Source organism: Pseudomonas sp. ASL7 (assembly GCF_056680375.1).
The window spans coordinates 3,240,667-3,260,586 of record NZ_CM155279.1 but is presented as its reverse complement, the minus strand read 5'-3'; the positions used below and the strand labels follow the sequence as shown (position 1 = coordinate 3,260,586).

Here is a 19,920-nt window from a genome sequence, read left to right as displayed (position 1 = left end):
CGCGATGGCGGCCTGACAGCCGACCTGATTTCCTGGCCATACTCGCGTGTTAAATCAAACCCCAAAAAAAGCCACCTTCCGGTGGCTTTCCTGTTTTTGCGGATCAGTCGTAAATGACTTTCTTCTTCCAGTCCGCATCGGCCTCGACCACTTTTAGGCCCGCGTTCAGCTGATTGGCTTCATCTTCAACCGACGCGATGTTGTCCATCACCATGCCATTGGCACGCGCCAGGAGTTTTTCCAGGTATTCCAGTTGTTCGGCATACACCTGCGGTTCCTGCTGTTTGCGCAGGTATTGCACGCCGCGTTCGAACGCCAGGCGGGCCTGGCCAGGCTGGTTCTGTTGCAGGTATTGCTGACCGAGGTTGTTGAAGAATTCGATGTGCAACAGGACCAGGATGTGGCGAACTTCACGGACCCAGCGTTTGGCTTCATTGGACGGCAGGAAGCCGTCCTGTGCGGCGCGGGTGATCTGGCCGTGCAGCGCTTCGAGCAGGAAGCGAACATCCTTGGCTTTGGCTTCGGTCTGGATCGGCGCTGGCGGGTTGTTGACCGGGATCGATTCGCCTTGGGCGGCCAGCGCCGTCAGCTCGCTAATGCGTGCCCTGAGGTTGCTGCTGGTCTTTTCCAGGTTGAGCAAGCGTTGGCAGACGTTCAGTTCCAGACGGGTCAGCAGGAGCTTGAGCGCCGGCGTCATCAACTGGCCTGGGAACGTCTCGGTGATTTCACCGCAGCGACGCAGGCGATCATTGAGTTCTACCTTGGTGCGGGCTTTTTCCAGCTTATTGTTTTCCACCACATGGTTCATGTAGCCAATGGCGATCAATAATGCGATCCCGGCTACGACTAGCAGGGTGATCATGAGTGGTGTCACCGGTAAGACCTCTTTATAGGGTTCGCATGCGAGTGTAGTAGCTTGCCATTGGGGCGCATAGCGCCGCTGGGCAAGTTGAACCGGCTGGGGTTCTGTCTATATCGGCCGCGTTCCTGCTTATATAAGTAATGCTGTGTGCGGTGCACATTGCCATCATCTGTGGCGTGCTGGACTATAACGCCTTGGCACGCGTCAGAATATAGGCGTCAAACGCCGGGACACGGAAAAGCCGGATTGGCGTCTCAAAGCAGGGCGAAGTCGTTGATTTAAATAAATTTATATCTGGGGGTTGACGACCCCTCAATCCATCCATAGAATGCGCGCCACTTACAGCGTAAAGCACACAGCGAAACGCGGTAGGGAGTGAATGTTGTATGTGTGTCCCCTTCGTCTAGTGGCCTAGGACACCGCCCTTTCACGGCGGTAACAGGGGTTCGAGTCCCCTAGGGGACGCCAATGCGGGAATAGCTCAGTTGGTAGAGCACGACCTTGCCAAGGTCGGGGTCGCGAGTTCGAGTCTCGTTTCCCGCTCCAATTTTAAACAGTGTTGCTTTCGGGCTGCGCTGAGTGAAACCAGAACCGGTATCTTCGGATGCGGATTTGGGCACTGAAATACACACCATGTGTTTCAGTTAGCGTGTCCCCTTCGTCTAGTGGCCTAGGACACCGCCCTTTCACGGCGGTAACAGGGGTTCGAGTCCCCTAGGGGACGCCATTTGCGGGAATAGCTCAGTTGGTAGAGCACGACCTTGCCAAGGTCGGGGTCGCGAGTTCGAGTCTCGTTTCCCGCTCCATATTTAACAAAAACGCCGCTCATTGAGCGGCGTTTTTGTGTGCGCAGGATTTGTCTCAGATGCAGAAAAAAGGCCCGCCAGTCAGACTGAGCGGGCCTTTTGCATGACCTGGGTTATCACATCGATAAAATCAACCGCCCCGCAAACAGGATCAGGATCACCCCCATGCTCCGCTCGAACCAGTGCCCCAGGCGCATGAACAGCAACCGCACCCTGCTGCTGGAAAAGAACAGCGCAACGATGACAAACCACAGTGCGTTCACGAAACACATCCAGACACCGTATAGCGCCTGAATCTTGAGCGGTGTCGTGGCGCTGATGATCGTGGTGAAGATCGCCAGGAAGAACAGTGTCGCCTTGGGGTTGGTGGCATTGGTCAGAAACCCGGTGGTGAACGCTTTTAGCAGTGTTTGCTCGACCCTCGGTTCATCCGCATCTTTTTCACCCGCCGGCACCGATTTGGGTTGGCTGCGCAACAGGCTGACGCCGAGATACAGGATGTAGGCGCCACCCACGACCTTGGCCACGGTCAACAGCCAAGGCGTGGTGTGCATTAACGCGCCGACGCCGAGCAGGGTGTAAAGCACATGCACGGAAATGCCCGCACCGATGCCCAACGCCGTACAGATCCCCACCCATCGACCGAAACGCACGCTCTGGCGGATGGTGACCGCGAAGTCCGGTCCGGGTGCGACGACGGCCAGAAAGTGGATAGTTGCCAGCGCCAGGAACTCGCCCAGGTAATTTGAAAACTGCATCTCAACTCCAGAAGGTGAGGGGTGAAGCATTGCCGCGATAGCCGACAAAAAATGACAGGCTCAAGCGCGGATCGGCCACGCCCGGTGTCACCGAGTGCATGCGGCGTGAATTAAACATGATGAAATCTCCCGGATCTGGACGAATCTCCAGGGCCGGCGGGCCGAGCAGGGACGGATCGATGCCGTAACTGTCGCCGCGCATGTCATCGAACTGCTCCGGGGAAATATCGTCGTCCCACATCTGCAGCGCGCCGCCCTCGATTGGCATGTTCAGGTAAACATTGCAGGCGAACTGCGACACCAGACTCCGCGCCTGGAAACTGTCCGGGGCATCCTTGGCGAAAATGTCGTGATGGGCCAGAAAGCACACTCCGGGTTTCACCACCCGTGAAAGCCCGACGTACATCTTGCGACCGTAGAGGTTTTCCAGGTGCGCACCCGCCGGCCAGGACTCGTCGAGCATGCAGCGCAGGGTGTCGACGGGGGACGAGTAGGGTGCGCAGCGGTTGCGCAATTCCGCGATGTTGCGTGTGGCACGCTCGAAATAATCTTCGATCAGGAGCGGCTGGTTTTCCGCTTCATAAAACGCCATGCCGATGCGACCGATACTCGGTGCGTTGATGTAACCCTCGAAGCCAGGGGCGAGGATCTTGTCGCCGATTTGAACAGCCAACGGCCGGGGCAGAAAGCTTCTGATGCGGATGGCGAGGACTTCTTCATTGGCGAGTTTTTTTATGCACGTCTCATCGAGACGCTCGACGTCAAGCATCATGTCTTAGGTCCATCTATCAGAGAGTCAACGGAGCCCGCGAATGGGGGCTCCCCCGGCGTCAGGCGATGACATCGCCCAACTGTTCAGTCCAAGTTGTACTGGACTGACAGCGTTCCTTTCTTCTGTGAAAGCGACGCGATTGTGACCGTGCCCAAATCCTTCAGGCTACGTACATGGGGGCCGCCGCAGCCATAGGCGGGCAGCTCACCGAAACCGATTTCCCGGGCACCTTCGCGCAACGACGTCAGACGCGGCAAGTCATCGGCGATCCACTGCGCGATGCCGTGCTGGAGGGTCGTGCCATCAATCTCTTGTGCGCTATCTGTCGGTTTGAACTGCACCCGACCTTCGCCCGGCCAGTGGTGAGCCTTGATCGGCATCCAACCCAAGGCCTGGACAAAGTGGCCGATCAGATGGCCGGCGGAATGCATGCGGGTATTGAATTGGCGACGTTGTTCATCGATCCGGATCGGGTTCATGCCGAGTTTCACCGGTTGATCGACGAAATGGATGATCCGGTCCGGGTCCTGTACCACACGCAGCACCTGGCTTTCGCCGATCCGACCGGTATCGCAGGGTTGCCCGCCGCCCTGGGGATGGAACAACGTGGCGCGCAGCACCACGGCAAACTCGTTCTCATGGGGCGTGCACTCCAGGACTTCGACATTGGCCTTGAGGTCATCACTATGGAAAAAGAGGCGAAGTGTCATATTCCATGCCCTTATCAGAATTTCTATTTTTTATTATATGAAGGGTGGAATTGCGTGATAATCCGTTCAAACTTCAAAGGACTGTTGCGCTGTGAGCATAAATCTTCCACTGCCACTGCTCGGTGAAATGGCGATTTTCGTCAAGGTTGTCGAGACCGGCAGCTTCTCCGAGGCCGCGCGCCAGCTCGGCGCTTCCCCCTCGGCGGTCAGTCGCAGCATCTCCCGTCTGGAGAAGGCACTCGCCACCCGTCTGCTGCAACGAACGACGCGCAAACTGCGCTTGAGCGACGGTGGCGAGGAAGTGTTCAAGCGTTGCCGGGAAATGGTCAGCGCGGCCAAATCGGTGATGGAAATCAGCGGTCAGTTCACCCAGGAAGCGGAAGGGCTGATACGTGTAAGCGTGCCGAAGGCGGTGGGGCGCTTCGTGATACATCCGCATATGCCCGAATTTCTTCGGCGTTATCCCAAGGTGGATGTGGAATTGATGCTCGAAGACCGTCAGGTGGATTTGATTGACGACAATGTCGACCTGGCGATTCGCATTACTGATCGGCCACCCGCCGGGCTGGTAGGGCGGCAATTGCTGACCATCGACCATATGCTTTGTGCCACGCCGCAGTACCTGGCCGAGCACGGCACGCCGACCCATCCCCATGATTTGCTCAATCACAGTTGCATTTACCTGGGCGAAACCCCGAGTGATGCTCGCTGGAAATTCAAGAAAGGCACCAAAGCCGTGACGGTCGGTGTGCGCGGGCGTTATGCCGCCAATCACACCGGCGTCCGATTGGGCGCGGTGTTGCAACACATCGGCATTGGCAGCCTGCCGTATTTCACCGCGCGTTATGCGCTGGAGCAGGGCTTGATCGTGCAGGTGCTGCCGGACTGGACCTTCCTGGCTTCCTACCACGGCGGCGCCTGGTTGCTGCATTCGCCGACCCGATATTTGCCGCCGAAGTTACGGGTGTTTATTGATTATCTGGTGGAGTGCCTGGAGAAGGAACCGACCTTGAGTAAGCCAGGCAAGCCAAATGCATTGGGCAAGGTCGCGGCGCAATATGAGTTGCCCGAGAGTGATGGGTTGCTCTAAAGGCCCTCATCGCGAGCAAGCTCGCTCCCACATTTGATTTGTGTCTGGATGCAAAACCTGTTGTCGCTGGAGATCCCCTGTGGGAGCGAGCTTGCTCGCGATGGCGGCCTTAGAACCGCCACATCATTCGGCAATGCCAAAAAAAGGCCCGCATGTTCAACCATGCGGGCCTTTTGTATTTTTGATCGAAGATCAGTGCTTGCTGTCGTCGTTCGACATCGCCAGCAGCTGTTTTTCCTGATTCCAGTCGAATGGTTCATCATTCTGTTCGGCTTCGAAACGACGTTCCTCCAGCGCCTGATACAGGTCGATTTCATCATCGGGCATGTAATGCAGGCAGTCACCGGCGAAGTACCACAGCAGGTCGCGCGGGACCAGGTGGGCGATTTGCGGATAGCGGGTGATCACCTGGCACAGAATGTCCTGGCCCAGGTATTGGCTTTCGATCGGGTCGACCGGCAGCAATGCACGCAGTTCGTCGAAGCGCTCCAGGAACAAGGCATGGCTTTCTTCGGGAACCTGATCGGCCTCACCTACGGCGACCAGGATGCTGCGCAGGTGGTCGAGCAAAACGAGATGATCGGCAACGATGTTGGACACGAGTAAGTCCTCAAGAGCAAAACGGGCGCGGGAGTATAAAGCTCCTGCGCCCGTTTTTACATGGTAGAGAAGATCAGCGGACCTTTCCTTGCGCCAGCGCCAACGCCTCTTTGTCGAAATCGTCGACATCGATCACCTTGCGTCGCGCCGCTTCTGCCTCACGCAGGGTCTGCGCTTCCCTGGGCTGTAACACGCCAGCCTCAAGCGCTGCGTCGATGACATGTTCCCCGGCAGCCGGTTTGACCTGTCCACTTTTGAGTCCCAAATGCAGCTTCTTCTGCAATGGCTGCGCTGCGTTCAACAGGTCGCAGGCGTGTTGCAGGGCGCCGACGGCGTCATCGCTCGACTGCGGACGGTAGCAACCACCCAGCAACTCCTCCAGGGTTGGATCACCCTTGGCGCGGCCGATCACTGCAGCCACTTCGGCACCGAGTGCGTCCGACGGTCCTTTGTGGCGGCGACCAAACGGGAACACGATCACCCGCAACAGGCAACCCAGTACCTTGTTCGGGAAGTTGGTCAGCAATTCATCCAGTGCACGTTCGGACTGACCCAGGCTTTCTTCCATGGCCCAGGTAAACAGCGGTGTCATGTGCTCCGCAGAGTCGAGATCGTGGTAACGCTTGAGCGCCGCCGAAGCCAGGTACATGTTGCTGAGCACATCCCCCAGGCGGGCCGACAAACGTTCGCGGCGTTTCAGTTCACCGCCCAGCAGCATCATGCTCAGGTCGGCGAGCAGGGCGAACGCAGCAGCCTGACGGTTGAGGGCACGGAAGTAGCCCTGGCTGAGCGTGTTGCCCGGCATCTGTTCCAGGTGTCCGAAACCGAGGTTCAGCACCAGGGTGCTGGCGGCATTGCTCACCGCGAAACCGATGTGCTTGAGCAGCAGGCCATCGAACTCGGTGAGCGCCTGATCCTTGTCCTCGCGGTCTGCGAGGGCCATTTCCTTGAGCACGAACGGATGGCAGCGAATCGCGCCTTGGCCGAAGATCATCAGGTTTCGCGAAAGAATGTTTGCGCCTTCCACCGTGATGAAGATCGGCGCGCCATTCCAGCTGCGCCCGAGGTAGTTGTTCGGCCCCATGATGATCGCCTTGCCGCCGTGCACATCCATCGCGTGACTGATGCATTCGCGACCACGCTCGGTAAGGTGGTACTTGAGAATCGCTGACAGCACCGAAGGTTTCTCGCCCAGGTCCACGGCATTGGTGGTCAGCATCCGCGCAGCGTCCATCATCCAGGCATTGCCGCCGATACGCGCCATGGCCTCCTGAATGCCTTCGAACGCAGCGAGTGGAACGTTGAACTGCTCGCGTATCTGCGCGTATTGACCGGTCACCAGACTGGTGAACTTCGCTGCGCCAGTGCCGACCGCCGGCAGCGAAATCGAACGTCCGACCGACAGGCAATTCATCAGCATCATCCAGCCTTTGCCGAGCATTTCCTGGCCGCCGATGAGGAAGTCCAACGGCACGAATACGTCCTTGCCGGAGTTCGGGCCGTTCATGAACGCAGCGCCCAGAGGCAGGTGACGGCGACCGATTTCAACGCCCGGGGTGTCCGTCGGGATCAGCGCCAGGCTGATGCCCAAGTCTTCGTTGTCACCCAGCAAGTGGTCCGGATCGTAGGCCTTGAACGCCAGGCCGAGGAGGGTGGCCACCGGGCCCAGTGTGATGTAGCGCTTTTCCCAGTTCAGGCGCAGGCCGAGGGTTTCCTTGCCTTGCCATTCACCTTTGCAGATCACCCCGGTGTCGGGCATGGAGCTGGCGTCGGAGCCAGCGAGTGGACCGGTCAGGCCGAAGCACGGGATGTCGTCACCGCGTGCCAGTCGTGGCAGGTAATGGTTGCGTTGTTCGTCAGTGCCGTAGTGCAGCAACAGGTCTGCCGGGCCGAGGGAGTTAGGCACCATCACGGTGGACGCGAGGTCGCCGCTGCGGGTCGCCAGTTTCATCGCCACCTGGGAGTGGGCGTAGGCAGAAAAGCCCTTGCCACCGAACTCCTTGGGAATGATCAGGGCAAAGAAGCCGTTTTCCTTGATGTAGCTCCAGGCTTGCGCCGGCAGGTCCATGGTTTGGCCGATCTGCCAGTCGCTGACCATGGCACAGAGCTCTTCGGTCGGGCCATCGATAAAGGCCTGTTCCTCTTCACTCAGTTGCGCTTTGGGATAGGACAGCAATTTGTCCCAGTCCGGGCGGCCGCTGAACAGTTCGCCGTCCCACCAAACCGTGCCTGCCTCAATGGCGTCGCGCTCGGTTTGCGACATGGGTGGCAGGGTTTTCTGGAACCAGTTGAACAAAGGCGCGCTGAAGAGTTTGCGGCGCAGGTCGGGCAGCAACAATGGCGCTGCGACCGCCGCGATCAGCACCCAGAAAATCAGCAGTAGCCAACCTGGTGCGCGGCTGAAGGCACCCATCGCAACGATATAGACAGCAACGATCCCCAGCGCGGGCAGTGGGGAGATGCGGCGGTGGGCCAGATAGGCTATCCCGACAACCAGAACCAGTATCCACAACAACAGCATATTTAATCCTCCGTGAACCAGGGCAAAACCAACCTTCAGAGCTTAGACGGCATCCGCAAAACAGGGTGGTCAGAGCGATGTGTTTGAATTCGTGGGAAACCTTGGATGAAGCGGGCCTCGGAAATCGTTCGTTCCAGGGGCGGCAAAGCGTCCATGTTTGGCCGAAACGCCGTTATCTCTGTGCTGAACCGGTCGCTAGACTCGTGGCTCCCCCAGGAGATTGTTCTCATGCACGAGTATCTGAGTCCCGGCCGCTTCATCGATAGTGACCACCCGTCAGTGGTTGAGTTCGCTGAAAAACATCGCGGCGCCCGTCGCGAGCCGGTTGAACAGGGTTTGCCATGCACGGTTACACCGAGCTGTATCTGGGCGATCGCTGGGTCAAGGCCACCCCGGCGTTCAATCAAGGTTTGTGCGAACTGTTCAATGTCGCGCCGCTGGAATTCGACGGGATCAACGACAGCGTGTTTCACCCTTTCAATCGAGACGGCGAGAAACTGATGGAGTACCTGGTCGACCATGGCCAGTTCAGCGACGTGCCCGAAGCGTTCTTTTTCGAGCACCTGGAAAAGTGCTATCCGCATCTGTTCAGTGAGCAACTGTCACCGCTGGCGGGTGATATGCAGAGCGATTTGAGTCGCGCCTGATCCGGCGTATGCTGCCTGCGCATTCATCCATAAAGAGGCGGTCATGCTGAAGATTTGGGGTCGGAAAAATTCGTCGAATGTCAGAAAACCTTTGTGGGCCGCCGAAGAGCTGGGCCTGGCCTATGAAGCCATCGACGCGGGCGGCGCCTTTGGCGTGGTCGATACGCCTGAATACCGTGCGATGAACCCCAACGGTCGCGTGCCTGTGATTGAAGACGACGGCTTCGTGCTGTGGGAGTCCAACACCATCGTGCGTTACCTGATGGCCGTCCACGCCAGCGGCACCGCCTGGTACCCGACCGATCTGAAGGCCCGCGCCTCGGCCGAGAAATGGATGGACTGGACCACTTCGAGTTTCGCCGGCCCGTTTCGCACCGTGTTCTGGGGCGTGTTGCGCACGCCGGCAGACAAGCAGGACTGGCCCGCCATTCACGCCGCGATCAAAGAGTGCGACGAGCTACTGGCCATGGCCAATCAGGCGCTCGCGACCAAACCATACCTGTCCGGCGATGAGATCGGCATGGGCGACATTCCCTTGGGCAGTTTCATTTATGCATGGTTCGAGATGCCGATCGAGCGCGCGCCGCAGCCCCATCTGGAGGCTTGGTACGCGCGGCTTAAACAGCGTCCGGCGTATCAAAAAGCGGTCATGACCGCGTTGACTTAATACTCACTATCGACACACTTGACTGTACTTGTGTGGCGGCGACAAGCACCATTGCGCTCGTGCGCCGCGGTTGCATTGTTCGCCGCTCGCCCTTATTGATCCCTTTCCTCCCTTCTTGGTGCGTAAATCCGATATGAGTTCCGCTCTGTCCATCCGGCAGCTAACCAAAACCTACGGCAACGGTTTCCAGGCCCTGAGTGGTATCGATCTGGACGTCGCCGAAGGTGACTTTTTCGCCTTGCTCGGCCCTAACGGCGCCGGCAAATCCACGACCATCGGCATTCTCTCGACCCTGGTGAACAAGACCAGCGGAACGGTGAATATCTTCGGTCACGACCTGGACAAGAATCCTGCGGCACTTAAGCGCTCCATCGGCGTGGTGCCTCAGGAATTCAACTTCAACCAGTTCGAAAAGACCTTCGATATCGTGGTGACCCAGGCGGGTTACTACGGCATCCCGCCGAAAGTCGCCAAGGAACGCGCCGAGCAATACCTGACCCAGCTGGGCCTGTGGGACAAACGCGATGTACCGTCGCGTTCACTGTCCGGTGGCATGAAGCGTCGATTGATGATCGCCCGTGCGCTGGTTCACGAACCGCGCTTGCTGATCCTCGACGAACCGACGGCCGGGGTGGACATCGAACTGCGTCGTTCGATGTGGACCTTCCTCACCGAACTGAACAAGAAAGGCATCACCATCATCCTCACCACGCACTACCTGGAAGAGGCTGAGCAGTTGTGCCGCAACATCGGCATCATCGACCACGGCACCATCGTCGAGAACACCAGCATGAAGCAGTTGCTCAGCCAGCTGCATGTGGAAACCTTCCTGCTCGACCTCAAGAACACCCTGAGCGCGGCGCCGCAGTTGCTTGGCTACCCGACGAAGCTGCTCGACAGTCACACCCTTGAAGTTCAGGTCGATAAGGCCATGGGTATCACCGCGCTGTTCACCCAATTGGCGCAGCAAAACATCGAAGTGCTGAGCCTGCGTAACAAAACCAATCGCCTCGAGGAGTTGTTCGTGTCCCTGGTGGAGAAAAATCTGTCGAAGGTGGCGTTATGAGTTCCGAGCTGCAACCCAACCTCGTCGCCCTCAATACCATCGTTTACCGCGAGGTTCGGCGCTTTACCCGAATCTGGCCGCAGACGCTGCTGCCGCCAGCCATCACCATGGTTCTGTACTTCGTGATCTTCGGCAATCTGATCGGTCGGCAGATCGGTGGTATGGGTGGCTTCACGTACATGGAGTACATCGTACCGGGGCTGATCATGATGTCGGTGATCACCAACTCTTACGGCAACGTAGTCTCGAGTTTCTTTGGCAGCAAGTTCCAGCGCTCCATCGAAGAGTTGATGGTGTCGCCGGTATCGCCGCACACGATTCTGATCGGTTACACCTTGGGCGGTGTGTTGCGCGGGTTGATGGTCGGGATTATCGTCACGCTGCTGTCGCTGTTCTTCACCCATTTGCAGGTGCATCACCTGGGTGTGACCCTGCTGGTGGTGGTGCTGACGGCAACGATTTTTTCGCTGCTGGGCTTTATCAATGCGGTGTTTGCGCGCAATTTCGATGACATTTCGATTATCCCGACTTTTGTGCTGACGCCGCTGACGTACTTGGGTGGGGTGTTTTACTCGATTACTTTACTGCCACCGTTCTGGCAGACCGTGTCCTTGGCTAACCCGGTGCTGCATATGGTCAATGCTTTCCGTTACGGCATTCTTGGGGTTTCGGACATCAAGATCAGTGTGGCGATCACCTTTATGCTGGTGGCGACGGTGGCGCTTTACATTGGTTGCGTTCGGTTGCTGGTCAGTGGTCGTGGGATGCGTACCTGATTGTTTTTGTTGGATCGGCGCTTGCTTGCTGAGGCTGAGGCTGAGGCTGAGGCTGAGGCTGAGGGTTGGGCGGACTGGATTTAATGGTGGGTATATTCGTTTTTTTTGTAGCGGCTGCGGGCGGTTCCGCCCTTACGGCGGGTCACTTTGAAAAGCGTAAAGTAACCAAACGCTCTTGCCCCTTTCGTTCGGTGCCTCGCTTAGGCTCGGCATGCCCTCGCTCCGGTCCTGCTCCGTGGGCCCGCCGCCATCGGCCATCCATGGCCGGGGGCGGCTAACCCGGCATCCATGCCGGGTTGCCCACTGCGCAGAACCTCCACTCGGCCTCTCGAGGGGGCGGTGCCTCAAGATCAAAAGCTGCAGGCGAGCTAACGCTCGGCCTGATGAGTGGTGTAAATCAAAAGCCGTACGCCGATCCATTGTGTCTGGGTGGTGAAAAGCAAAAGATGCACGCCGATCCATTGTGTGTGGATGGTGAAAAGCAAAAGCTGTACGCCGATCCATTGTGGGAGCGAGCCTGCTCGCGAATCTGTTGATCTTGCCGTTGCCGTTGCCGTTGCCGTTGCCGTTGCCGTTGCCGTTGCCGTTGCCGTTGCCGTTGCCGTTGCCGTTGCCGTTGCCGTTGCCTTGCCTTGCCTTGCTTTGCTTTGCTTTGCTTTGCTTCGGCTTCAGATCTGCCGCCCCTTTCCCAGAGGCCGAACGCAGGCGTTGTGCAGGGGGCACCGCGGCAAGAATGCCGCGGTAGCCGCCCCCGGCCATGGATGGCCGATGGCGGCGGGCCCCCGGAGCAATGCCGGAGTGAGGGCATGCCGAGCCTAGGCGAGGCACCGAATGGAGGGGCAAAAGCGCTTTGGTTACTTTCGCGCTTTTCGAAAGTGACCCGCCGTAAGGGCGGAACCCTAAGCCGCCGTTACCGCAGCAACGGATATGTATCCTCTCCCTAGCGCGCGTTACCGCAAAAAAACGGCCTCCCAAGCAGAGGCCGTTGTGCATTCTCACATCCGGTTTTTCTTGCGCCGTTTCCATTGCCGCCCCACCCACCAGCGCCAATACAGCATGGTCAGGCAATAAGCGAGAGCACCGAGTACCAGCCCCGTCACCACTGAACCGAGCAACAACGGCTGCCACAACGTAGAGAGTTCACCGCTGATCCATTCCCAGGTCAGCTCGTCCGGCAGACGACGGGCTGGGACGTCCATCATCCAGGCGCCAGTCTGGTAAGTGCAGTAGAACACCGCCGGCATGGTGATCGGATTCGTCAGCCAGACCAGGCTCACCGCAATCGGCAGGTTGCCGCGCACCATGATCGCAAGGATGGCGGCCACTAGCATTTGCAACGGGATCGGCAGGAACGCCGCGAACAAACCGACCGCCATGGCCCGGGCGACGGAGTGGCGATTGAGGTGCCAAAGGTTCGGGTCATGCAGCAGACTGCCGAGAAAGCGTAAGGATTTGTGTTCCCTGATGCTCGTCGGGTCTGGCATGTAGCGTTTGAATAAGCGCCGGGGCATAAGGCTTCTCGGTCGGTTAAGGCGACAAGTATGTCTGGATTCTATAAAGCGCCCATTCAGACTTTGTGACAATTAATAACGACAGCTGTGCAATGAGCCGGCTATGCCTAGAAAGGGGACTCTCAAGGACGGGCGTATGCGCACAGGGATGATGGCGCTGGCGTTGGGTCTGTTGGCCTTGCGTTTTTTGCCGGTATTACCGCCGGTCTGGTTGTGGCTGTTGCTGCCGGTAGCCGGTTTGATGTTGCTGCCGTTCAGGACTTATCCGTTGGCATTTTTTCTGTTCGGCTTCAGCTGGGCGTGCGCGAATGCGCAGCGGGCGTTGGATGATCGTCTGCAGGTGAGTCTCGATGGCGAAACCCGTTGGGTCGAAGGCCGGGTGGTGGGATTGCCGCAGAACAACGACGGGGTTGTTCGTTTCGAATTGGCAGGCGCCCGGTCGCGACAGGCAAAGGTGCCGCAACTGATGCGCCTGGCCTGGTATGACGGACCGTCCGTCAACAGTGGCGAGCGGTGGCGCCTGGCAGTGAAATTGAAGCGTCCGGCGGGCCTGCTCAATCCGCACGCCTTCGATTACGACGCCTGGCTGCTGGCGCAACGCATCGGCGCTACCGGGACCGTCAAGGATGGACAGCGACTTGCCGAGGCTCGATGGGCCTGGCGCGACGGCATTCGCCAACGCTTGCAGGCCGTTGATGCCCAGGGGCGAACGGGGGCGCTGGCGGCGTTGGTGCTGGGGGATGGCGCCGGGCTCAGTCGCGAGGACTGGCAGGTGTTGCAAGACACCGGCACCGTACACCTGCTGGTGATTTCCGGGCAGCACGTCGGTTTGCTCGCGGGGCTGGTGTATCTGTTGATCGCAGGGGCAGCCCGATATGGTCTGTGGCCGAACCGTTTGCCTTGGCTGCCTTGGGCGTGTGGTCTGGCATTCTCTGCGGCGCTCGGTTACGGGCTGCTGGCCGGGTTCGAGGTGCCGGTGCGCCGGGCCTGCGTGATGATCGGTCTGATGCTGTTGTGGCGCCTCAGATTTCGTCACCTCGGCGCCTGGTGGCCGCTGTTGTTAGCGCTTGATGGCGTTTTGTTGCTGGACCCGCTGGCGAGTTTACAACCGGGGTTCTGGTTATCTTTTGCGGCGGTGGCAGTGCTGATTTTCACCTTCGGCGGTCGGTTGGGCCCTTGGCGTTGGTGGCAAACCTGGACGCGCGCTCAATGGCTGATCGCAATCGGACTGTGTCCGTTGTTATTGGTGCTCGGGTTACCGATCAGCATCAGCGGGCCAGCGGCCAATCTGCTGGCAGTGCCCTGGATCAGTCTGGTGGTATTGCCGCCAGCCTTGCTCGGGACGCTGCTGTTGCCAGTGCCTTACGTGAGCGAAGGGTTACTGTGGCTGGCGGGAGGCCTGATCGATGGGCTGTTCAAGGGCCTGGCTTTACTGGCCGGTGAATTGCCGGCGTGGGTGCCAGCGGCAGTGCCGTGGTGGGTCTGGGCGCTCGGCGCGCTGGGGGCGCTTCTATTACTGCTACCGCGAGGCGTACCGCTGCGGCCGCTGGGGTGGCCATTATTGCTGTTGCTGGTTTTTCCACCGCGCGAATCCATGCCGCCAGGCATTGCCGAAGTATGGCAGTTGGATGTCGGCCAGGGGTTGGCCATCCTGGTGCGCACTCGCCATCACACCTTGCTGTATGACGCCGGGCCGCGCTTCGGTGATTTCGACCTGGGCGCGCGGGTGGTGCTGCCGTCGTTGCGTAAGCTGGGCGTGGAAGCACTCGACCTGATGCTGATCAGCCATGCCGACGCCGATCATGCCGGCGGCGCCCTGGCGGTCGCCAATGGCCTGGCGGTAAAACGAGTGCTCAGTGGCGATCCACTGGCCTTGCCGCTCGAATTGCGAGCCGAGGCCTGTGAGAGCGGCGAGCAATGGGCCTGGGACGATGTGCGGTTTGAGCTCTGGCAATGGTCTTCCGCCACCGACAGCAATCAGAAGTCCTGCGTCTTGCAAATCGAAGCCAATGGCGAGCGATTGCTGCTGACCGGTGACATCGACAGCGCAGCCGAACGAGCCTTGCTCGACAGTCCGCTGGGCGTGTCTACCGATTGGTTGCAGGCGCCGCACCATGGCAGTCGGAGTTCGTCGTCCATGGCGCTGCTTAATAGATTGCAACCCAAAGCAGTGCTGATCTCCCGCGGCCAGGGCAACGCCTTTGGCCATCCCCATCCCACGGTGATCGCTCGGTATCAAAAACGCGGCATGGCGATCTACGACAGCACCGAGCAAGGTGCCATCCGTCTGCAGCTTGGACGCTTCACTCCACCCTCGACAATGCGTCTGGAGCGGCGTTTCTGGCGTTCGCCGCAATAACCTCGAGTTATTAATGCCCGACCGGATGCGACATCACGGTCTTCGGTGCGCCGACCCCCTATGTTAGAGTGGCGCACTTTTTCGAGGGGACTGTCACTGTGTGGGAATTGGTCAAATCCGGCGGTTGGATGATGCTGCCGATCATTCTGAGTTCCATCGCGGCCATGGCGATCGTCGCCGAGCGTCTCTGGACCCTGCGAGCCAGCCGTGTGACCCCGGAGCACTTGCTCGGGCAGGTCTGGGTGTGGATCAAGGACAAGCAACTCAATAAAGAAAAACTCAAGGAACTGCGCGCCAACTCGCCGTTGGGCGAAATCCTCGCCGCAGGCCTGGCCAACTCCAAGCATGGTCGCGAGATCATGAAAGAGTGCATCGAAGAGGCCGCCGCCCGGGTCATCCACGAACTGGAGCGTTACATCAACGCGCTGGGCACCATTGCCGCCATGGCCCCGCTGCTCGGCTTGCTCGGGACAGTCCTGGGCATGATCGATATTTTCAGTTCGTTCATGGGCACGGGCATGACCACCAATGCCGCAGTGCTGGCCGGTGGTATTTCCAAAGCCTTGATCACCACGGCTTCGGGCCTGATCGTCGGTATCCCGTCGGTATTCTTCCACCGGTTCCTGCAACGGCGCATCGATGAGCTGGTGGTGGGGATGGAGCAGGAAGCCATCAAGCTGGTTGAAGTGGTGCAGGGCGACCGTGACGTTGATCTGGCTGAGGGCAAAGCGTGAAATTCCGCCGCAAGCAACGGGAGAACGTGGACATCAATCTCGTGTCGCTGATCGACGTGGTGTTTGTCCTGCTGCTGTTTTTCGTTGTGACCACCACCTTTACCCGCGAAACCCAATTACGCGTCGATCTGCCAGAAGCGGTCAGCGGCTCGCCGGCTGAAGACCAGCAGGTCAAGCAACTGGACATCGCCATCAGCGCCGAGGGCGTGTTTTCGGTGAACAACCAATTGTTACCCAAGAACGACCTGGCCAGCCTGATGGACGCGTTGCAGAAAGAATCCAACGGCGACACCAACCTGCCGCTGTCCATCAGTGCTGATGGCAAGACCCAGCATCAATCAGTCATCACCGCCATGGACGCCGCCGGCAAGCTCGGTTTCAGCCACCTGCGCATGACCACTGTCGAGGCGGCACCGCCCGCATCCTGATGGCCATCTCCGATCGCTTCCTCGCCGCGTGGTACGAAGGTCATCCGGCCCTGAAGCTGTTGCAGCCACTGGAATGGCTGTACCGGCGCGTGGTCATGGGTAAGCGCAAGCGTTTTCTGGCGGGTGAGGGCCAGATCTATCAGCCCCCCGTGCCGTTGATCGTGGTCGGCAACATCACAGTGGGCGGCACCGGCAAGACGCCGTTGATTCTGTGGATGATCGAACACTGTCAGCGCAGCGGCTTGCGGGTGGGTGTGGTCAGCCGCGGTTACGGCGCCAAACCGCCGCAATTGCCGTGGCGCGTCGAGTCGGATCAAAGCGCCGATATCGCAGGCGATGAGCCGCTGTTGATCGTCCAGCGTACCGGCGTGCCGTTGATGATCGACCCGGACCGCAGCCGCGCAGTCAAAGCATTGCTGGCGAGCGAGCCCCTGGACTTGATCCTCTCCGACGACGGCATGCAGCATTACCGTCTGGCCCGAGACCTTGAACTGGTGCTGATCGACGCCGCCCGTGGCCTGGGCAACCGGCATTGCCTGCCTGCCGGGCCGTTGCGTGAGCCGGTTGAGCGTCTGCAAAGCGTCGATGCGGTGCTCTACAACGGTGCCACGGCAGATAGCGGTGATGGTTTTGCCTTCCAGCTACAACCCACGGCACTGATCAATCTGCACAGTGGCGAACGACGTCCCCTCGATCACTTCCCCGCAGGCCAGGCGCTGCATGCGGTGGCCGGCATTGGCAATCCGCAACGTTTCTTCACGACCCTCGAAACGCTACACTGGCAGCCAGTCCCGCATGCATTTGCCGACCACGCCGAGTACAGCGTCCAGGCCTTGAATTTCACCCCGTCATTGCCATTGGTGATGACCGAAAAGGACGCGGTGAAGTGCCGTGCCTTCGCCGCCGCCGATTGGTGGTACCTGGCGGTCGATGCGGCGCCATCACCGGCCTTCGTGGCCTGGTTCGATACGCAGCTGATGCGACTGTTGCCGGATCGTCTTTTGCCTTAAATCCGTTTTTACCAAGGGAATGCTCATGGACACCAAATTGCTCGACATCCTCGCTTGTCCGGTCTGCAAAGGCCCGCTCAAGCTTAGCGCTGACAAAACCGAGCTGATCAGCAAGGGCGCCGGCCTGGCTTACCCGATTCGCGACGGCATCCCGGTGATGCTTGAAACCGAAGCCCGCACCCTGACCACCGACGAGCGTCTGGATAAATGACCACCGCCTTTACCGTCGTCATTCCGTCGCGTTACGCGTCCACCCGTCTGCCGGGCAAGCCACTGCTGTTGATCGCCGGCAAGCCGATGATCCAGCATGTCTGGGAACAGGCGAGCAAAAGCAACGCCCAACGCGTGGTGGTCGCCACTGACGATGCGCGCATCGTCGAGGCTTGCAACGGGTTTGGTGCCGAAGTGGTGCTGACTCGCGAAGATCACAATTCCGGCACCGATCGTTTGGCCGAAGTGGCCGCTAAACTCGGTCTGGCGCCTGACGCCATTGTGGTCAATGTCCAGGGTGACGAGCCGTTGATTCCACCGAGTGTGATCGATCAAGTCGCCGCCAACCTGGCCGCCCACACCGAAGCGCGCATGGCCACCCTGGCCGAGCCGATCGAAGACGTGGAAACCCTGTTCAACCCCAATGTCGTCAAGGTCGTCAGCGACCTCAATGGCTTGGCGCTGACGTTCAGTCGCGCAACCTTGCCTTGGGCGCGGGACGCGTTTGCCAACAATCGCGAGGCGCTGCCGGAAGGCGTGCCGTACCGCCGCCACATTGGCATCTATGCCTATCGCGCCGGTTTCCTGCATGACTTCGTCAGCTGGGGTCCGTGCTGGCTGGAAAACACCGAATCGCTGGAACAACTTCGAGCCCTGTGGCACGGCGTACGCATTCACGTGGCTGATGCACTGATCGCGCCGCCCACCGGTGTCGATACCATCGAAGACCTTGAGCGAGTTCGTCGCCTGCTGGAGGCCTGATGCGGGTTCTGTTCGTGTGCATGGGCAACATCTGCCGTTCTCCGACGGCCGAAGGTGTGCTGCGGCACAAATTGCGCGAAGCGGGGCTGGCCGATCAAATCGAAGTCGCCTCCGCCGGCACCGGTGACTGGCATGTCGGCAAGGCGCCGGACGAGCGCAGCCAGGCCGCGGCCGAACGGCGGGGTTACGACCTGTCCGCCCAGCGCGCCCAGCAAGTGGATCGCGCCGATTTCGACACCTACGACCTGATCCTGGCGATGGATACCAGCAACCTGCACCACCTCAAGGCCCTGCAACCGGCCAAGGGCAAGGCCGAGCTGGACCTGTTTCTGCGTCGGTACCAGTTGGAGGTCGAAGAAGTACCGGACCCGTATTACAACAGCGAACACGGCTTCGAGCAGGTGCTGGACCTGATTGAGCGCGCCAGCGATTTGCTGGTGATCGAACTGAAGGGACGGCTATGAGTTTGCAGGTTCGGCCTCAGGTGTCGCTCAAGCCGTTCAACAGCTTTGGCGTGGACGTTCAGGCGCGGCTGTTTGCCGAAGCCCACAGTGACGCCGACGTACGCGAAGCCTTGGCCTATGCGGCGGAACACAACGTGCCACTGCTGGTGATTGGTGGCGGCAGCAACTTGCTACTGACGGCCGATATCCAGTCGCTGGTGCTGCGCATGGCCACCCGTGGGATTCGTATCCTCAGCGATGATGGCAGCAAGGTAGTGATTGAAGCCGAGGCCGGCGAGCCTTGGCATCCATTCGTGCAATACACACTGGCACAGGGTTTGTCGGGCCTGGAAAACCTCAGCCTGATCCCCGGTACCGTGGGCGCTGCACCGATGCAGAACATCGGCGCCTATGGTGTGGAAATCAAGGACGTGTTCGCCGGCCTGACCGCTCTTGATCGCCAGAGCGGCGAATTGCGCGACTTCAGCCTGGAAGAATGCAACTTCGCCTACCGCGACAGCCTGTTCAAACAGGAGCCGGGGCGCTGGTTGATTCTGCGGGTTCGTTTCACCCTCGACCGCACCGCGCACCTGCACCTCGAATATGGCCCGGTGCGCCAGCGCCTGACCGAGCAAGGCATCGATCATCCGACCGCCACTGACGTCAGCCGGGCGATTTGCAGCATCCGCAACGAAAAGCTCCCCGACCCTGCCGTGCTTGGCAATGCCGGCAGCTTCTTCAAAAATCCGTTGGTGTCAGCGGCGCTGGTCGCACAGCTCAAAGGCGAATACTCGGACGTGGTGGCTTACGCGCAACCCGACGGGCAGATGAAGCTGGCCGCAGGCTGGCTGATCGAACGGGCAGGGTGGAAAGGTTTCCGTGAAGCCGACGCTGGCGTGCATAAGTTGCAGGCGCTGGTGCTGGTCAACTACGGAGGCGCGACGGGCCTGCAATTGCTGAGCCTGGCGCAGCGGATCCAGAAAGACATTTTGGATCGTTTCCATGTCGAACTGGAAATGGAGCCCAATCAGTATTGAAGCTACGCTTTGAGGACTGACCACCCCAGCCCTGCACACTTCTACTGTGCAGGGCTTTTTTGTTAATGCCGGGTTAACTTGGCCACCTGACGATCAAGCATTTGCTTCACTAAAGGCCCGGTGCAGACATTATCGTCCACATAAGAGAGCC

The 19,920-nt window shown here is 59.4% G+C and carries 19 protein-coding genes, 4 tRNA genes and 1 pseudogene; 17 read left to right on the top strand and 7 right to left on the bottom strand.

The genetic code is table 11. The features are described 5' to 3' along the window. Positions 1-103 precede the first annotated feature (103 nt). On the bottom strand, positions 104-874 hold the full coding sequence (locus tag AC1MDT_RS15000; protein ID WP_480417899.1) for a hypothetical protein: 771 nt from the start codon (positions 872-874) through the stop codon (positions 104-106). A 380-nt stretch (positions 875-1,254) separates the two neighbouring features. Here AC1MDT_RS15000 and AC1MDT_RS14995 point away from each other — a divergent pair. The 4 genes from AC1MDT_RS14995 (at position 1,255) to AC1MDT_RS14980 (ending at position 1,668) form a co-directional block, all read left to right on the top strand. Beyond that, positions 1,255-1,330: transfer RNA gene (locus AC1MDT_RS14995), tRNA-Glu, on the top strand. A 2-nt stretch (positions 1,331-1,332) separates the two neighbouring features. Beyond that, a tRNA-Gly gene (locus tag AC1MDT_RS14990) sits at positions 1,333-1,408 on the top strand. A gap of 105 nt (positions 1,409-1,513) precedes the next feature. Beyond that, a tRNA-Glu gene (locus AC1MDT_RS14985) sits at positions 1,514-1,589 on the top strand. Between the two features lie 3 nt (positions 1,590-1,592). Further along, positions 1,593-1,668, top strand: a tRNA-Gly gene (locus tag AC1MDT_RS14980). A 116-nt stretch (positions 1,669-1,784) separates the two neighbouring features. Here the strand turns inward: AC1MDT_RS14980 and AC1MDT_RS14975 are convergent. The 3 genes from AC1MDT_RS14975 to AC1MDT_RS14965 form a co-directional block, all read right to left on the bottom strand. After that, entirely contained in the window at positions 1,785-2,426 is a 642-nt protein-coding gene (locus AC1MDT_RS14975) for a LysE family translocator (protein WP_480417898.1), read from the bottom strand. Position 2,427: 1 nt separating this feature from the next. Beyond that, the gene (locus tag AC1MDT_RS14970; protein ID WP_480417897.1) at positions 2,428-3,198 is read right to left on the bottom strand and encodes a 2OG-Fe(II) oxygenase; all 771 of its coding nucleotides are present in this window, start codon (positions 3,196-3,198) and stop codon (positions 2,428-2,430) included. An 83-nt stretch (positions 3,199-3,281) separates the two neighbouring features. Further along, the gene (locus AC1MDT_RS14965) at positions 3,282-3,908 is read right to left on the bottom strand and encodes an alanyl-tRNA editing protein (protein WP_480417896.1); all 627 of its coding nucleotides are present in this window, start codon (positions 3,906-3,908) and stop codon (positions 3,282-3,284) included. Positions 3,909-3,999: 91 nt separating this feature from the next. On the opposite strand from AC1MDT_RS14965, the gene AC1MDT_RS14960 reads away from it, so the two are divergent. Further along, complete coding sequence (locus tag AC1MDT_RS14960; protein ID WP_480417895.1) at positions 4,000-4,998, top strand: LysR family transcriptional regulator; 999 nt, start codon at positions 4,000-4,002, stop codon at positions 4,996-4,998. A 192-nt stretch (positions 4,999-5,190) separates the two neighbouring features. On the opposite strand, the gene AC1MDT_RS14955 is transcribed toward AC1MDT_RS14960, so the two are convergent. Both AC1MDT_RS14955 and AC1MDT_RS14950 read right to left on the bottom strand, forming a co-directional pair. Continuing rightward, the gene (locus tag AC1MDT_RS14955) at positions 5,191-5,598 is read right to left on the bottom strand and encodes a PA2817 family protein (RefSeq protein WP_008032949.1); all 408 of its coding nucleotides are present in this window, start codon (positions 5,596-5,598) and stop codon (positions 5,191-5,193) included. 73 nt (positions 5,599-5,671) lie between these two features. Continuing rightward, positions 5,672-8,119 carry an acyl-CoA dehydrogenase gene (locus AC1MDT_RS14950; RefSeq protein ID WP_480417894.1) on the bottom strand — a complete coding sequence of 816 codons (2,448 nt, stop codon included), beginning with the start codon at positions 8,117-8,119 and terminating at the stop codon, positions 5,672-5,674. Positions 8,120-8,347: 228 nt separating this feature from the next. On the opposite strand from AC1MDT_RS14950, the pseudogene AC1MDT_RS14945 reads away from it, so the two are divergent. The 4 genes and pseudogenes from AC1MDT_RS14945 (at position 8,348) to AC1MDT_RS14930 (ending at position 11,275) form a co-directional block, all read left to right on the top strand. Continuing rightward, positions 8,348-8,766, top strand: a pseudogene (locus tag AC1MDT_RS14945) (hypothetical protein). A 43-nt stretch (positions 8,767-8,809) separates the two neighbouring features. Further along, positions 8,810-9,433, top strand: a complete 624-nt coding sequence (locus AC1MDT_RS14940) for a glutathione S-transferase family protein (RefSeq protein WP_480417893.1) — start codon at positions 8,810-8,812, stop codon at positions 9,431-9,433. A gap of 133 nt (positions 9,434-9,566) precedes the next feature. Continuing rightward, positions 9,567-10,499 carry an ABC transporter ATP-binding protein gene (locus AC1MDT_RS14935; protein WP_480417892.1) on the top strand — a complete coding sequence of 311 codons (933 nt, stop codon included), beginning with the start codon at positions 9,567-9,569 and terminating at the stop codon, positions 10,497-10,499. Next, positions 10,496-11,275, top strand: coding sequence for an ABC transporter permease (locus tag AC1MDT_RS14930; protein ID WP_480417891.1), 780 nt, complete (start codon positions 10,496-10,498; stop codon positions 11,273-11,275). The genes AC1MDT_RS14935 and AC1MDT_RS14930 overlap by 4 nt, the downstream gene beginning before the upstream one ends. A gap of 995 nt (positions 11,276-12,270) precedes the next feature. Here the strand turns inward: AC1MDT_RS14930 and AC1MDT_RS14925 are convergent. Further along, on the bottom strand, positions 12,271-12,786 hold the full coding sequence (locus AC1MDT_RS14925) for a DUF2062 domain-containing protein (RefSeq protein ID WP_480417890.1): 516 nt from the start codon (positions 12,784-12,786) through the stop codon (positions 12,271-12,273). Positions 12,787-12,922: 136 nt separating this feature from the next. Here AC1MDT_RS14925 and AC1MDT_RS14920 point away from each other — a divergent pair, with 136 nt between their 5' ends. The 8 genes from AC1MDT_RS14920 to murB all read left to right on the top strand — a co-directional run bounded on the left by AC1MDT_RS14920 (position 12,923) and on the right by murB (position 19,769). Next, entirely contained in the window at positions 12,923-15,145 is a 2,223-nt protein-coding gene (locus tag AC1MDT_RS14920; protein WP_480417889.1) for a DNA internalization-related competence protein ComEC/Rec2, read from the top strand. 98 nt (positions 15,146-15,243) lie between these two features. After that, positions 15,244-15,879: a MotA/TolQ/ExbB proton channel family protein gene (locus tag AC1MDT_RS14915; RefSeq protein WP_046031667.1), complete on the top strand. Its 636-nt coding sequence runs from the start codon at positions 15,244-15,246 to the stop codon at positions 15,877-15,879. After that, positions 15,876-16,307 carry an ExbD/TolR family protein gene (locus tag AC1MDT_RS14910; protein WP_480417888.1) on the top strand — a complete coding sequence of 144 codons (432 nt, stop codon included), beginning with the start codon at positions 15,876-15,878 and terminating at the stop codon, positions 16,305-16,307. The genes AC1MDT_RS14915 and AC1MDT_RS14910 overlap by 4 nt, the downstream gene beginning before the upstream one ends. After that, positions 16,307-17,317, top strand: coding sequence for a tetraacyldisaccharide 4'-kinase (gene lpxK, locus AC1MDT_RS14905; RefSeq protein WP_480417886.1), 1,011 nt, complete (start codon positions 16,307-16,309; stop codon positions 17,315-17,317). Before AC1MDT_RS14910 ends, lpxK begins: the two co-directional genes overlap by 1 nt. A 25-nt stretch (positions 17,318-17,342) precedes the next feature. Continuing rightward, positions 17,343-17,528 carry a Trm112 family protein gene (locus AC1MDT_RS14900; RefSeq protein WP_007945752.1) on the top strand — a complete coding sequence of 62 codons (186 nt, stop codon included), beginning with the start codon at positions 17,343-17,345 and terminating at the stop codon, positions 17,526-17,528. Then, complete coding sequence (gene kdsB / locus AC1MDT_RS14895) at positions 17,525-18,289, top strand: 3-deoxy-manno-octulosonate cytidylyltransferase (RefSeq protein WP_480417885.1); 765 nt, start codon at positions 17,525-17,527, stop codon at positions 18,287-18,289. Before AC1MDT_RS14900 ends, kdsB begins: the two co-directional genes overlap by 4 nt. Next, complete coding sequence (locus AC1MDT_RS14890; protein ID WP_480417884.1) at positions 18,289-18,753, top strand: low molecular weight protein-tyrosine-phosphatase; 465 nt, start codon at positions 18,289-18,291, stop codon at positions 18,751-18,753. The genes kdsB and AC1MDT_RS14890 overlap by 1 nt, the downstream gene beginning before the upstream one ends. Then, on the top strand, positions 18,750-19,769 hold the full coding sequence (gene murB, locus AC1MDT_RS14885) for a UDP-N-acetylmuramate dehydrogenase (protein ID WP_480417883.1): 1,020 nt from the start codon (positions 18,750-18,752) through the stop codon (positions 19,767-19,769). Before AC1MDT_RS14890 ends, murB begins: the two co-directional genes overlap by 4 nt. Positions 19,770-19,920: the final 151 nt, after the last annotated feature.